Annotated in this window: 13 protein-coding genes; 2 read left to right on the top strand and 11 right to left on the bottom strand. The window is 65.2% G+C overall.

Translation table 11 applies throughout. The features are described from left to right. Positions 1 to 11: 11 nt before the first annotated feature. From FHT98_RS15730 to FHT98_RS15705, 6 genes are read right to left on the bottom strand one after another with little or no spacing between them, the layout of a single operon-like run. Positions 12 to 443, bottom strand: a complete 432-nt coding sequence (locus FHT98_RS15730; protein WP_185745178.1) for a GlcG/HbpS family heme-binding protein — start codon at positions 441 to 443, stop codon at positions 12 to 14. 2 nt (positions 444 to 445) lie between these two features. Then, positions 446 to 1,354 carry a carbohydrate ABC transporter permease gene (locus FHT98_RS15725; protein ID WP_142114585.1) on the bottom strand — a complete coding sequence of 303 codons (909 nt, stop codon included), beginning with the start codon at positions 1,352 to 1,354 and terminating at the stop codon, positions 446 to 448. Then, positions 1,354 to 2,217 carry a carbohydrate ABC transporter permease gene (locus tag FHT98_RS15720; protein WP_061968984.1) on the bottom strand — a complete coding sequence of 288 codons (864 nt, stop codon included), beginning with the start codon at positions 2,215 to 2,217 and terminating at the stop codon, positions 1,354 to 1,356. Before FHT98_RS15720 ends, FHT98_RS15725 begins: the two co-directional genes overlap by 1 nt. A gap of 52 nt (positions 2,218 to 2,269) precedes the next feature. Beyond that, positions 2,270 to 3,586 (bottom strand): ABC transporter substrate-binding protein, encoded by a 1,317-nt coding sequence (locus tag FHT98_RS15715; protein ID WP_113585154.1) that lies wholly within the window; start codon positions 3,584 to 3,586, stop codon positions 2,270 to 2,272. Positions 3,587 to 3,612: 26 nt separating this feature from the next. After that, positions 3,613 to 4,359 carry a GntR family transcriptional regulator gene (locus tag FHT98_RS15710; protein WP_113585153.1) on the bottom strand — a complete coding sequence of 249 codons (747 nt, stop codon included), beginning with the start codon at positions 4,357 to 4,359 and terminating at the stop codon, positions 3,613 to 3,615. Next, entirely contained in the window at positions 4,340 to 5,536 is a 1,197-nt protein-coding gene (locus FHT98_RS15705; protein ID WP_142114583.1) for a mandelate racemase/muconate lactonizing enzyme family protein, read from the bottom strand. The genes FHT98_RS15710 and FHT98_RS15705 overlap by 20 nt, the downstream gene beginning before the upstream one ends. Before the next feature lie 325 nt (positions 5,537 to 5,861). Here FHT98_RS15705 and FHT98_RS15700 point away from each other — a divergent pair, with 325 nt between their 5' ends. Then, the gene (locus tag FHT98_RS15700; RefSeq protein WP_091858668.1) at positions 5,862 to 7,469 is read left to right on the top strand and encodes an FMN-binding glutamate synthase family protein; all 1,608 of its coding nucleotides are present in this window, start codon (positions 5,862 to 5,864) and stop codon (positions 7,467 to 7,469) included. 46 nt (positions 7,470 to 7,515) lie between these two features. On the opposite strand, the gene FHT98_RS15695 is transcribed toward FHT98_RS15700, so the two are convergent. From FHT98_RS15695 to FHT98_RS15680, 4 genes are read right to left on the bottom strand one after another with little or no spacing between them, the layout of a single operon-like run. Further along, positions 7,516 to 8,199: an HD domain-containing protein gene (locus FHT98_RS15695; RefSeq protein ID WP_210244381.1), complete on the bottom strand. Its 684-nt coding sequence runs from the start codon at positions 8,197 to 8,199 to the stop codon at positions 7,516 to 7,518. Positions 8,200 to 8,237: 38 nt separating this feature from the next. Further along, positions 8,238 to 9,527: a TRAP transporter large permease gene (locus tag FHT98_RS15690; protein ID WP_061968991.1), complete on the bottom strand. Its 1,290-nt coding sequence runs from the start codon at positions 9,525 to 9,527 to the stop codon at positions 8,238 to 8,240. Between the two features lie 6 nt (positions 9,528 to 9,533). Next, positions 9,534 to 10,124, bottom strand: coding sequence for a TRAP transporter small permease subunit (locus tag FHT98_RS15685; protein ID WP_142114582.1), 591 nt, complete (start codon positions 10,122 to 10,124; stop codon positions 9,534 to 9,536). 27 nt (positions 10,125 to 10,151) lie between these two features. Further along, complete coding sequence (locus FHT98_RS15680) at positions 10,152 to 11,213, bottom strand: TRAP transporter substrate-binding protein (RefSeq protein WP_162766210.1); 1,062 nt, start codon at positions 11,211 to 11,213, stop codon at positions 10,152 to 10,154. Positions 11,214 to 11,322: 109 nt separating this feature from the next. Here FHT98_RS15680 and FHT98_RS15675 point away from each other — a divergent pair, with 109 nt between their 5' ends. Then, positions 11,323 to 12,252 carry a LysR family transcriptional regulator gene (locus tag FHT98_RS15675; protein WP_142114581.1) on the top strand — a complete coding sequence of 310 codons (930 nt, stop codon included), beginning with the start codon at positions 11,323 to 11,325 and terminating at the stop codon, positions 12,250 to 12,252. Between the two features lie 15 nt (positions 12,253 to 12,267). On the opposite strand, the gene FHT98_RS15670 is transcribed toward FHT98_RS15675, so the two are convergent. Further along, positions 12,268 to 13,176: a LysR family transcriptional regulator gene (locus tag FHT98_RS15670; protein WP_185745177.1), complete on the bottom strand. Its 909-nt coding sequence runs from the start codon at positions 13,174 to 13,176 to the stop codon at positions 12,268 to 12,270. Between the last annotated feature and the right edge of the window lie 11 nt (positions 13,177 to 13,187).

Genomic DNA, 13,187 nt, shown 5'->3' with positions numbered 1-13,187 from the left:
ACATGCGCGGATCAGGCGGAGAGCCCGAGCGCCTCGAAGGCAGCGGCTCCGGCTTCGGCCACCTGCTGGTCCTGGACCGTCGACCCGGAGCTCACGCCGATCGCGCCGACCACCTGTGTCCGGACGCGCAGCGGTATACCGCCCGCCAGCGTGGTGAAGCGCCCGCCATGCAGGTTCTGGAGGCCGAAGCCGGGCTCGCCCGGCAGGGTGCGGGCGGCGATCGCCCTGGTCTCGACCTGCGCGCCCGACGCGCTGAAGGCCTTCGCCAGCGCGATCTCGATCGAGGTAAACTTGGCGCCGTCCATGCGCCGGAACGCGACGAGGTGGCCGGCGGCATCCACGATCGCAATGTTCTGCGGCACGCCCATCCGCGCCGCTTCTCCCGCCGCGGCGGCCATGACGATATCGGCTTCGTCGCAGCCGATGTTCAGAACGCTGTGCATGTCTAGCCCTTGACCGAGCCCTTGGTCAGGCCGGACACGATCAGGCGGCTGAGCAGGGCGAATGCGATGAGGATGGGTAGAATGGCCAGCGTCGCGGACGCCGTCAGCGGCCCCCATTCGCGCCCGAAATAGCCGATGAAATTGTAGATCGCGGGCTGAATCGGCCGCAGCGCCGGGGTGTCGACCATCACCGAGCCTGCGACGAACTCGTTCCAGCAGGCAACGAAGGTCAGCACACCGGCCGCCCCCAGTGCCGGGCGCGTCAGGGGCAGCATCACGCGCGTCAGAATCTGGAAATGCGTGGCGCCGTCGATGATCGCGGCCTCGTCGAGCTCGCGCGGGATGCTCTCGAGCGAGCCCTTGACGATCCAGATCGCCATCGGGAGTTGATAGGCGGTGTAGATCAGCGGCAGCGTGAACCAGGAATTGGTCAGGCCGAGGCGCGTGAAATAGAGATAGTTCGGAATCAGCAGCGCGGCTGCGCCCAGCGACAGCGGAATGCTCGCAACCACGAGCATGAACAGCGCCCGGCGCAACGGGAAGTCGAAACGGTCGAAGGCATAGGCGGCCGGCAGGGCCAGCGCCAGCACGCTCGCCACGGTCAGCACGCTGTAGAACACGCTGACCCGCATGTTGCCGAGAAAGCCGCTGTCGACGACGCGCTGGTAGTTTTCGGCCGTCGGGATGAAGTCGAGCAGGACCGGAGGCGTCCTGAACAGATCCGGTTGCGACTTCAGCGAGGTCAGCACGCCCCAGAACAGGGGCAGCAGGTTGAGGCCGGCCAGCACCGCGAACAGGCCGGCGATCACCAGGCCCAGCGTGCCGGGCAGGACGATGCGGGACCGGCCCGGCACGGCTGCCTGCTGCACGGCGACCGGCCTGGGATGGGTGGCGGAAGACGCGGTGCTCATCACGCCTTCCACTTCGCGAGGCGGACATAGGCGAGGACGAGAATAATGTTGCCGGCAAACATCGCCAACGCGAGCGCAGTGGCTGAGCCGAGGTCGAAATTGACGAAGGCGCGCTCGAACACCTCGATCGGCAGGATGCGCGTCGCGTCGCCCGGCCCGCCGCCGGTCAGGACGAGCGGCGTCTCGACGGTGTTGAGATTGGACAGGGTCAACACGATCGTCACCAGCAGCAGCGGCGTCTTCAGCAAGGGCAGGACGATCAGCCAGAAGATCTGCCAGCGGTTGGCGCCGTCGATCTTGGCGGCTTCCTCATAGTCCTCGGGAATGCCCTTGAGCCCCGCGAGCAGGATGATGACGGCATAGCCGAGCCGCTTCCAGACGGAGACGCCGATCAGCAGGGCCATGGCGCTGCCGGGACTGTTGAGGAGCTGCATGTCGGCGATGCCCGCCATCCGGACCAGCGACCCCGCGAGCCCGATATCGCTGACGAACACCCAGCGAAACAGCAGGGTGGCGACCACCGTCGAGATGATCCAGGGCAGGATGACGATCATCTGGACGACGAAGCCGAGCCGCTGGCCGAGCCGGTTGATCCAGACCGCCAGAGCGAGCGCAATGACCAGCGTCAGCGCGACGGCAGCGCAGGTGAACACCGCGCTGCGCTCGAGCGTGGCCGCAAGGACGGGGTCGTCGAGCAGTCGCGCGTAGTTCTCCAACCCGGCGAAGTCCGTCGGCGCGCCGTACTGGATGCGAAACAGGCTGAACCAGAAGCCGTAGAGGACCGGCGAGAACAGCACCAGCATCAGCAGCGCCATCGCAGGCAGCACGTAGTTGACGCCGGTGAGGCGCGAATACATCGTCATCAAGAGCGATCCCCGGTCGAAGGCGGAGCCTTTTGGGCTCCGCCGGGTGACGTCAGCGATTGTTCTGGCGATTGAAGCGGGTTTCCGCCTCTTCGAGGGCCGCCTTGACGGGAACGCCTTCCACGATGATGCGCTGCGTCGCCTTGTTCAGCGCCTGACGGTAGCCGCCGACATTGAACTCGATCGGGGTCAGCCAGCCATATTTGCTCGCGCCCTCGGCCGCGACGCGGATATAGCCGTTGCCAGGCTGGTCGACGAAGGAGGCTACAGCCTTGGCCGTCGATGCCATCAGGGGCGATTGCCCGCCGACAGTGACCCAGATCTTCTCGGCTTCCGCCCCGAGCATGTAGTCGACGAACTTGCCGGCCTCCGCCTTCTGCGTGCCCTTGGACCAGACGCCGACGGCCCAGCCGGCCATGACGGCGGGAGAATGAGCGGTCTTGCCATTCCCGGGCCAGAGCATCAGGCCGACATTCTCCTTGCCGAGCTTGGCCTGGAGCGTCGAGACGCGCACGCTTGGGCCTTGGATCATCGCGACGCGGTCGGAGGAGAACTGCTCGAACAGATCATCGACCGTCCAGGTCGCCGATTGAGCCGGCGAGACGTTGTATTTCTTGATCAGATCGGTCGCGAAGGTCATGGCCGCGACGCCTGCTGGACTCGCGAAATTGGCCTTGCCGTCGGCCTTGAACAGCTGCTCCCCCTCGCCAAGGAGATAGGGAATCATCATGTGCGGGTCGGCCTGCTGCTCGCTGAAGCCCTGGGCGAAGCCATAGCGCGTCACCTGGCCGGCGGCATTCTTCACCGTCAGCTTCTCCGCGGCGATGCGGAGATCGTCCCAGGTCTTGATCGAGGCCGGGTCGATGCCGGCGGCCTTCAGCAGGTCCGCCCGGTAGACGATCGAGATGTAGTTCGGCGAGGCGAACATCGCGTATTGCTTGTCGCCCTTCTTGGTCAGGTCCCAATAGGCGCTGGCATGGTCCTTGACCTGCTCGGCCGGCCATTTCCCGATGAACAGCTCGTTGAGGTCCGCCAGCGAACCCGAGCCGATCGCGTCGCCGAGGAAATCGGTGACGACCCAGCTGATGTCGGGCGCATTGCCGGCGCGATGGGCGGCCAGGAACTTCGGCGTCATCTGATCCCAGACCTGCGTCTCGACGACGATCTTGGTGCCGGGGTTCGCAGCCTCGTAGTTCTTGATGATCTGCGCCAGAGCGACCTCGCGCGGCGATGTCCCGGTCGCGCTCAGGAACGTCCACATGCGGATCGTCTTCGTCTGCGCCGAGGCCGGGGCCTGCGGAATCAATGCGCTCGCCAGCACGCAGCCGAAAGCCGCGAGCGTGTTCAAAAGCTGACGTCTCTTCATCATGGGTTCCTCCCCGAAAATATGGCCGATTAGGTTCGGCTCTGTGCGAGTTCTTCGATCAGATTGCGGGCCTTGAGATCGGCCAGCGCATCCTTGAGCGAGCGGCCGAGATGGGCGCGCACCGCCTTGGCGTAGTCATTCGGGTTGCGGTCGCGCAGCGCCGCGAGGATCGCCCGGTGCTCGACGGCCTCCGAGGCGTGCCGCCCGCGCCAGGATTCGATGCCGCGCTGGATCCAGGCGTTGAGCACCTGCATCTGGATGCCGCGATAGGTCGAGAGCAGCAGCACATTGCCGCTCAGCTCCACGATCTGATGGTGGAAGCTCGCGTTCTGCTCGTGCCGATCCTTGTGCGAAATCGCTTGCGGATCGACTTCGAGACGCCGCTGGACCTCCTCGATCCGGTCGATCGCCGTGCCGTCGAGCGTGCCGTCCTTGAGCCGCTCGATCATCAGCTCGCCAGCCATCAGCTCGATCGCCAGCCGCACCTGCCAGAGGTCCAGGACCTGCTTGGCGTCGGGATCGCGGATGTGATAGCCGCGCCGCTGGATGACCTCGATGAAGCCTTCCGCCGCGAGCCGCATCAGGGCCTCGCGCACGGGCGTCAGACTGACGTTGAAATGTTCGGCGAGCTTCTCGGGATAGAGTCGCGCACCCCGCTCGAAATAGCCGAACACGATCATGTCGAGCAGCGTGCGCCGCAAGGTCTCGGCGAGCGTCTCGCCGGGCTTGCCGACGAGGTCGCCGAGGTCGCCGGGGCTACGCACCAAGATGGACATGGGCCCGCTCCTCTGTCTCCCCCAGGCCATTCACGGCATAGCGGGACAAGCGCCCGAGATCCGGCTCGCCGCCGTGACCGGGGGCATCCTGGGCAACGAGCTGGCCGCCTTCGGTGATGAGCGGGCGCACCGCCATGTTGTCACGCAGCGGATTCAGCAGGCGGTTCGCCTCATAGGCATGGACGGCGGGCGCGGCCCGGCAGGTATGCACGGCTGCCGAAACGGCGACGCAGGTGCCGACGCCATGGGGCGCCATGCGGATGCCGGAGCGCGCGCAGAGCGCGCCGATCGCCATCAGCCCGGACACACCGCCGGCGCGCGAGATGTTGGGCTGCAGGAAATCGACCGCATCGGCGGCGACGAGCCTTGCATGAGCGTCCAGCGTGAAATCATTCTCACCGGCCGCGATCGGCACGGGCGAGGCCTTGCGAACCTGCGCCAGCGCCTGCGGATCATCGGGCGGCACGGGTTCCTCGAACCAGCCGATGTCATAAGGGGCCAGCGCCTTCGCGACCGTGATCGCCGTCGCGACGTCATAGGCACAATTGGCATCGAGATAGAGCGCCGCGCCCGGCCCGATCTCGCCCCGCACGGCGGCGATGTGCTCGATGTCGGTCGCAAGACCGCGGCCGACCTTGAGCTTGATGGCGGTATAGCCCTGATCGAGATAGGCACGCGCCGCGCGCGCCGATTTGTCGGGGTGGTCCTGGAATCCGACCGGGCTGACATAGGTCGCGACCGGTCCCGGAGAACCACCGAGCAACGTCGCCAGAGGCAGTCCGGCGGCCCGCGCCTTCAGATCCCACAAGGCGATGTCGACGCCGCTCAGGGCCTCGATGGCCGGGCCGCGCGTGCTGCCCATCGCCGTGAAATAGCGCTCCAGATCGCCAAGCATCTCCCTGGGATCGGCGATCGTCGCCCCGATCAGCGCTGGAGCGATGACACCGTTGATGATCGCAGTGGCAGCACCGGCATGGGGCAGACCGAAAGCCTCGCCATAGCCGATCGCCCCGTCATCGCTTTCCACGACGACGAGCGTCGCGACCTGGCCGGTGCGCGGAATCCGTCGAAAATGGGCGGCTGGGGCCAGCAATTCCGCCGGCACCTTGTCGATCCCGCCGAACACATCCGCGAACCGCGCTTCGAGCTGAATGGCTCTGAGTCGAGAAATCTTCAACACCGGCTCCTCCAATATTATAAATTATAATTTATTTTTTTGGAGAGGAGTCAAGCGGCATGTGCGGCCTGGCGGTTTATCCGAAAAGGCCGCCGATCTGACGATTTGCGATGCTCATCGCGGGCATCGCCCCCGAACAGCAGTGGGCCGAGGGAGCCGATCCCTCCGAAGCTGTTTTGGGGGGTGCAAGTTTGCCCTCCTGCGATGGGGATCGGCATGGGTTGTGGCCCCCAAGCCCTTCAGGTCCCGCCGTTCGGTTCAGCAAACTCGTCATGGCGATCCGCCGAGGCTACAACGGTCCGCTGCTGTTCGGACGGGTTCGGATATGACATTGCGATTGAGTCGGTTCACGACGCTCACATTATGCCTTCTGGTTGCGCTCTCGACGCTTCCGCTGGCCTTCCGGTATCACTGGCTATGGGTCCCGGGGATGCTCGCGGCCCTTCTGGCGCTCGTCGGGTTATGGGACCTTGTCCAGACCGGCCACGCGATCCGCCGCAACTATCCGGTGATCGGCCATATCCGCTGGTTCGCGGAACTGGTCCGTCCCGAGTTGCGCCAATATCTTTTCGAGGCTGACGAGGAAGCCGCCCCGTTCTCCCGATCGCAACGCTCGCTGGTCTATCGCCGGGCCAAGGGCATCGCCGGCGACCACCCCTTCGGAACCATGCTCGACGTCTATCGAGAGGGTTACGAATTCATCGGGCACTCGACGCGCCCAGCGCCGGTGGCGGACCCCGACAGCTTCCGCATCACCATCGGCAACGACCAATGCCGACAGCCCTATTCGGCCTCGGTCTTCAACATCTCTGCCATGAGCTTCGGCTCGCTCTCCGCCAACGCGATCCGCGCGCTGAACACCGGGGCGCGTCTGGGGAATTTCAGCCACGACACCGGCGAAGGCAGCATCAGCCCCTATCACCGCGCCGGGGGCGGCGACATCGTCTGGGAGGTTGCCAGCGGCTATTTCGGCTGCCGCGACGAGCAGGGGAATTTCGATCCCGACCGCTTCGCCCGCCAGGCGGCCGACCCCCAGGTGAAGATGATCGAGATCAAGCTGAGCCAGGGAGCCAAGCCCGGCCATGGCGGCATTCTGCCGGCGCCGAAGGTTTCCCCCGAGATTGCCGAGACACGAGGCGTTCCGGTTGGGCTCGACTGCATCTCGCCGTCGAACCACAGCGCATTCTCGACACCGCTCGAAATGATGGGCTTCATAGCGCAGTTGCGCGCGCTTTCAGGCGGAAAGCCAGTCGGCTTCAAGCTTTGCCTCGGCCATCCATGGGAGTTCATGGGCATCGTCAAGGCGATGCTGGCAAGCGGCGTCGTGCCGGACTTCATCGTCGTCGACGGCGCCGAAGGTGGCACCGGCGCCGCACCGGTGGAGTTCAGCGACCATATCGGCCTGCCGATGCGCGAAGGCCTGCTGTTCGTTCATAACGTCCTCGTCGGCGCGGGGCTGCGCGACAGGGTGAAGATTGGCGTCGCAGGACGCATCGTCAGCGCCTTCGACATCGCCAGCGCGCTGGCGATCGGCGCGGACTGGACGAATGCGGCGCGCGGTTTCATGTTTGCCTTGGGCTGCGTCCAGGCGCTGTCCTGCAATACCAATCGCTGCCCGACAGGCGTCGCGACCCAGGATGCGGTTCGTCAGCGGGCGCTTGTCGTTCCCGACAAGGCACAGCGCGTCCACCTGTTCCACGCCAACACCCTCAAGGCTCTGGCGGACATGCTGGCCGCAGCCGGTCTTACCCACCCGTCCGATCTGGGCCCCCATCACCTCGTCCGCCGCGTCAGCGCGACCGAAATTCGCCTGTTCTCCGATCTCCATGTCTTTCTGGAACCCGGCGAGCTCACCTCCGGAGAGTGCGAGCACGCCTTCTATCGCCGCAACTGGGACGCCGCCCGCGCCGACAGCTTCGACAGGCTCGCGTGAATTCGCGGAAACCCCGCCTTGCCGAAGCGGCGGGGTCCTTGTGCGATCAAGCCTTGGCAGACCTTGGCTGCCCGCTGACGCCTCCGGTCATGCCGTCGAGCCAGGTGTCCGTGGCCGCGAACTGGCGCCCGGCCTCCACGGTCTTCCAGAATGTCACATCGGCCCAATGAACGATCGTATTCTCGAGGCTGCGCTCGAGGAGCTCCCCCTCGGCAGAGTGCGCCGCGGCGATATGCGCGACGGCCTCGGGCAGGTCCATGGCGAAGCAGATGAACACCCCGTAACCGGGATGGCGCACCGACGGAAAGCCGACGGCATATGAGTCGGCCTTCCAGCGCTTGACGTTGTCGGGCTGGAATTCCCAGACCTTGCCGATGTCGTGGCAGAGCGCGCCCGCGATCAGGATATCGCGATCGTAGCGGAAATTGGGGAACAGGCCCGCCATCTCCTCGGCCGTCTTGACCGCAAGGCGGCAAACCGAGCGCATATGATCACATTGCGTGCCGGTCAGGAGCGGGTTCGAGTCGTAATTGCCCGATGGCTTCATGTCGCCGATCTGCGTGAAACCATGGGCTTCGAGCGCTGCGACCCAGGCATCGATGACTTTGTCGCGCAGGTCGCGATCCTTGATCCATTCGATCTCCGGCATCTCGGCGACGCGGGCGGCACGTTTGGCGTCGGTGATCTCGATCGACTTGCCACGCATTGTCACGGTTCGCGGGTAGTTCACAGCATGCTCCGAATTGAAGATCAGGCGTTGGACGGGGGTCACTGCGCGCCGATCAGGCGTGGCAGCCACATGACGATGTCGGGGGCGACGATGATCAGGACGATCATCAGGAGCAGGCTTCCGATGAAGGGCAGAACGCCGAGAATGACGTCGCTGATGACGCCGCGCCCTCGCACCCCCTGCACGACGTAGAGATTGACCCCGACCGGCGGCGTGATCATCGCGGTCTCGCAGAGCAGGACGACCATGATGCCGAACCAGACCGGGTCGAAGCCGGCTTGCACCACGACGGGGACGATGATCGGGATCGTCACGATCATCATCGGCAGCGGCTCCATGAAACAGCCGAGAACGAGATAGAAGATGATGATCGCGACCAGCGTGCCCATCGGCCCCAGCCCGAGGCCGGTGATGAAGCCGTTCAGCGCTGCAACGAGGCCGATCGCCGACAGCACGAAGTTCAAAAAGAACGCCGATGCCACGATCAGCATGATCATGGCGGATGTCCGCATCGTGCCGTCCAGGGCTTCGAGGATCATCCTGACGGACAGCTTGCGGTTGATCGCCGCCAGCGCGATCGCCACGACGACGCCCAGTGCAGCCGATTCCGTCGGGGTCGCGAAGCCCGCATAGATGCTGCCGATCACGATCACGAAGATGAACCCGGGAGGAACAAGCCCGCTCAGGCTCTCGAGGCGCTCCTTCCAGGAGGTCTCGATCGCGCGGCCGCGCCATTCCGGCCGGACGAGACAGCAGATCAGGATCGTCGCCATGAAGATCAGCCCGAGCACGATCCCGGGCACGAAGCCGGCGAGATAGAGCTGCGGCACGGAGGTCTGCGTCAGCCAGCCATAGATGATCAGGTTGATCGATGGCGGTATCAGGATGCCGAGCGTGCCGCCGGCGGCAATGGTGCCGAGGAAGAGCCTCTCGCCATAGCCGTAGGTCTTGATCACCGGCGTCGCGACGGTTCCGATGGTCGCGGCCGTTGCCACGCTCGAGCCCGAAGTCGCCGCAAACACCATCGAGGCACCGATATTGGCGTGCATCAGCCCGCCCGGGAGCCAGGCGAGCCAATGGCTCATCGAGCGATAGAGTCGATCCGCCATGCCCGAGCGCAGCAGGATCTCCCCGAGCAGCACGAAGAGCGGCACGCTGACGAGGATGGCATTGGTCGAGGCCGACCAGATGACCTCGCCCATGGCGAGATAGATCGGCATCGGCGAGAACGCCGCCCCCAGCGACAACGCCAGAAGCAGAAGCGCCGCGCCGACGGGGATGCTGAGGCCGAGCAGGAGGATGAGGAGGCCGAGCGAGGTCTGGACCATGGCCGCTTATCTCTGGATCACGGGTTGGGCGTCGACGGCGTCGAGCGCCTCTTCGATTTCATCGGCGACATCGGGTGTCGTGACCATTGCGGCAGCGGCTGCGCGGTCACCTCGCATGAGGGCGAGCGCGACGAGAGCGAGCTGCTCCACGCAGACGAAGGCGAACCAGACCAGCCCGACGAACCAGAGCCCTTGCGGGATGACCAGCAATGTCCCCAGCGAGGTGTTCTCGCGTGCACCGAGGGTCCACGAGGTATCGACCGTGTCCCAGGCGAACCAGGCCATGATGAGTGCGACGGCGCCGAGCGCACCGAACGCGAGGACATCCAGGGCGAACCTGCTGAGCGGCGGCGTCCAGTTCCTGATGACGTCGATCCGGACATGGGCGCGGTTCAACAAGGCGTAACTGAAGGCCCAGCTCGCGGAGATGGCGAGCGCATAGCTCGACAGCTCCGTGCCAACGCTGAACGGGATATGGATCACCTTGCGCGCCAGGATCTCCATGGTGATCACCACGGAGGATCCGACGAGCATCAGGCCGCCGATGCGGGCCATCCAGAGCGAGATGGCCGCGACGATCGCGTGAAATGCGTTCATGGCAATCTGCCCCGAAAAGCCCGCGGGTTACTGCGCCTTGGCCTCGATGCCCGCGACCTTGCCGACCGTCGCGTTCCACTCGGTGACGCATTCGGTGCCGCAGCGCTTGGCCCAATCGGGCAGGATCCGCTCGCGCAGGATCTTCTGCGCGGCCGCCTTGTCCGGCTCGGAGACGGTGACGAACTTCATCTTGGGACTGGCTTCGATGCCGTCCTTGCAGGGGCCGAGACCGGTGTTGCAGTTCACGCCGTCCTGGATGTCGTTGCCGGCCTGCACCCACATGCGATCCTCCAATTCGGCGAACTGCTGTTCGAGAAAGGTGCGGGTCTTCGGGTCGAGCTTCGCCCAGCTGCTCAAATTGGCGCCGAAAAACGTCATCGACCAGCCCATGGGCAGCGCATAGAGATGGTCACTCACCTCCCACCAGCGTGCGGTATTGCCGGCTGACGTGCCTGTCACCGCGCATTGCGCGACGCCGCGCTGCATCGCCGGGATGACTTCGGCGAAGGGAACGTTCACCGAAGAGCCGCCGGCGCCCTCGACCATCTGCGACATTGCCCGGTTGAAGGTCCGCACCGCCTTGCCGCGCAGCGAATCCAGCCCCGTGATCTCGCCCTTGCAGTAGAACATCTGAGCCGCCACCGGGCTCATGCTGAGCAGCTTGGTGTGGTATTTCGTCTCGAGCGCCTTGGCGAGCGCGGGGCGGAAGGCGTCGGCAGCCTTGCGCTGCGTGACGATGTCGACGGTCACGCCGGGCAGATCGAGGCCGTCGAAGCGGGAATCCTCGCCCGCCATGTAGGACATCGTCGCCTCAGAGATATCGAAGACGCCCTGCCGCAACAGGCGCAGTACCTCGGGGCCGCGCAGGCCGAGCTCCTCGAGCGATCCGAACGTCGTGGTGATCGCGCCGTTCGTCTTTGCCGCGAGCATCTCGGTGAAGAACGGCTTGTAGACCTTCTGGAACAGGTTCTGCGTCTGGTTTCCACCGGAGACCTTGAGATTGATCTTCGGGAAATCCTGAGCCTGGGCGCCGAGCGCCGACATTCCAAAGGCTGCCAGAAACGCCAATACACGAACCGGTCGCTGCATCACTCTCTCCCTGGAAAGGTCGATTATTCGACTTCTGGCAGGCAGCGTAAGCCGCATTGCAATCGCAAATCCAATTGGATTACCTCGTGCGACAACATTGGAATTTTCAATGCGCCCGACGATCGCGGAATTAGAGGCCTTTGTCTGGACGGCACGTCTCGGCTCCGTGCAGGCGGCCGCGAAGCATCTTTTCCTCGCGCAGCCAACCGTGTCGCTTCGGCTGAAATCCCTGCAGGACGAGCTGGGCGTCAAGGTTTTCGATCGCGCCGGCTCGACGCTGCGCCTGAGTCCGGACGGCGAGTTGCTTTTCGGGCACGCCATCTCGATCATCGAGGAACTCGGCCGCATGCGCGAGCGTGCAGGATCGACCGGGGCGCTTCACGGCACGGTGAAGGTCGGCATGCCGGAAACCTTCGCGGTCGCCTGCCTGACACTGATCCTCAAGGACCTTGGAGCGCTCTATCCGCGGCTGCGGCTGGAGCTCTCGGTGGCCACGAGCTCCCAGCTCGAGGACGAACTCCGCGAGCACAGGCTCGACGTCGCCTTTCTGGTCCACCCCAGCGACGGCGTTGCGATCAGGCTGGTCGAGCTCGGGCGCCAGGAGGCGGCATGGGTCGCCGCCAAGAGCCTCGGCCTCGGCCCGATCGTGCGGCCCGCCGATCTGCAGGACTGTCAGATCCTGACCAACCCCCCGCCATCCGCCATGCATCGCCAGATCACCGAGTGGTTCAGCGCGGCAGACGTCAAACCGCGCCGGCTGGACTTTTGCACGGGCCAGATGGTCATCGCCCATCTGGTTCAGGAGGGCGTGGCCGCCGCCTTCCTGCCGGTAAAGCTGATGGAGCCCGCTCTTGCCGACGGGCAAATCGTGAAGCTGCGGGCCGTGCCGGACTTCGCGCATGCCGCGCTTTGCGCCGGCCATCGCATCGGAGGAGCGACCGCCGAGATCGAGGCGGTGATCGCGGCGGCGCGACGGGTTCTGGGGACGATGCCGTTCCTGCTGCCGCCAGCGCGGAGGGGACATGAGAGCGAGGGCTGATATCGGCCCAGCCCGTCAGCACGGGCCGTCCACCTTGAGATAGTCGATCGCGTCGAGGGCCTTCTGGATCGATTTCAGCATGGCGCTGACCGGAGCAGTCAGGCCCCCTTCCGGATAGCTTGCATAGACCCTGCCGTGATTGAGGTCCGGAATCGGGCGCAGCACCGTGACGAGACCGGCCTTGACGTCGGCCTCCATCATCCGGACGGGCAATACGCCGAGGGCCACGCCCGACGAGACGAGATGGCCGATCACGGCGACGCTGTTGCAAAGATCGTGGCGCAGCGGTTCGAGGCCGGCGGTCGCGAACCAGTCCTTGATCTGTCGGAACATGGCCGATCTCGGCTGATTGCTGACGATCGGCAAGGGACAGAGGTCAGCGGGGCGGACTTCCGGACCGAGCCCCCATTTCACCGAGGCGACCCAGGCCGTGTCCTGCACGCCAAGCGGAACCAGCCTCATGCCGGGACGCCCGATCGGGTTGACCAGAACTGCGAGGTCCAGCCTGCGGTCATTGAGTTCGCGTTCCAGCTCGTAGCTGATCGAGACGACGTATTCCGCCTTCAGCAATGGATAATCCGCCCGCACCGTTTCCAGCAGGGTCGGCAGGCAGGTCATCGCGAAGCCTTCGGCAAAGCCGACGCGGATACTGCCGGTCACGACCGCAGGGTCGGTCTGCAGCATGATCCGGTCGGCTTCCTCCAACAGGGCGGCAGCGCGCGGGAGCAGGGCGAGGCCGTCCGCTGTCGGCGCAAGTCCCCGGCCCTTGCGCTGGAACAGCCGGACATCGAGCGCCTGCTCGAGATCGCGCAGGCGCAGCGAGATGGTGGGCTGCGACATGTGGAGATGGCCCGCAGCCTTGCTCAGCGAGCCGAGGCGAACGGTCCAGAAGAAGGCCTCGAGTTGCGCAATGGTGAATCTCATGCCTGGCGCAT

The organism is Allobosea sp. AK1 (genome assembly GCF_006714945.1).
Classification (GTDB): Bacteria; Pseudomonadota; Alphaproteobacteria; order Rhizobiales; family Beijerinckiaceae; genus Allobosea; species Allobosea robiniae.
This window is presented reverse-complemented; position numbering and strand designations above follow the sequence as displayed.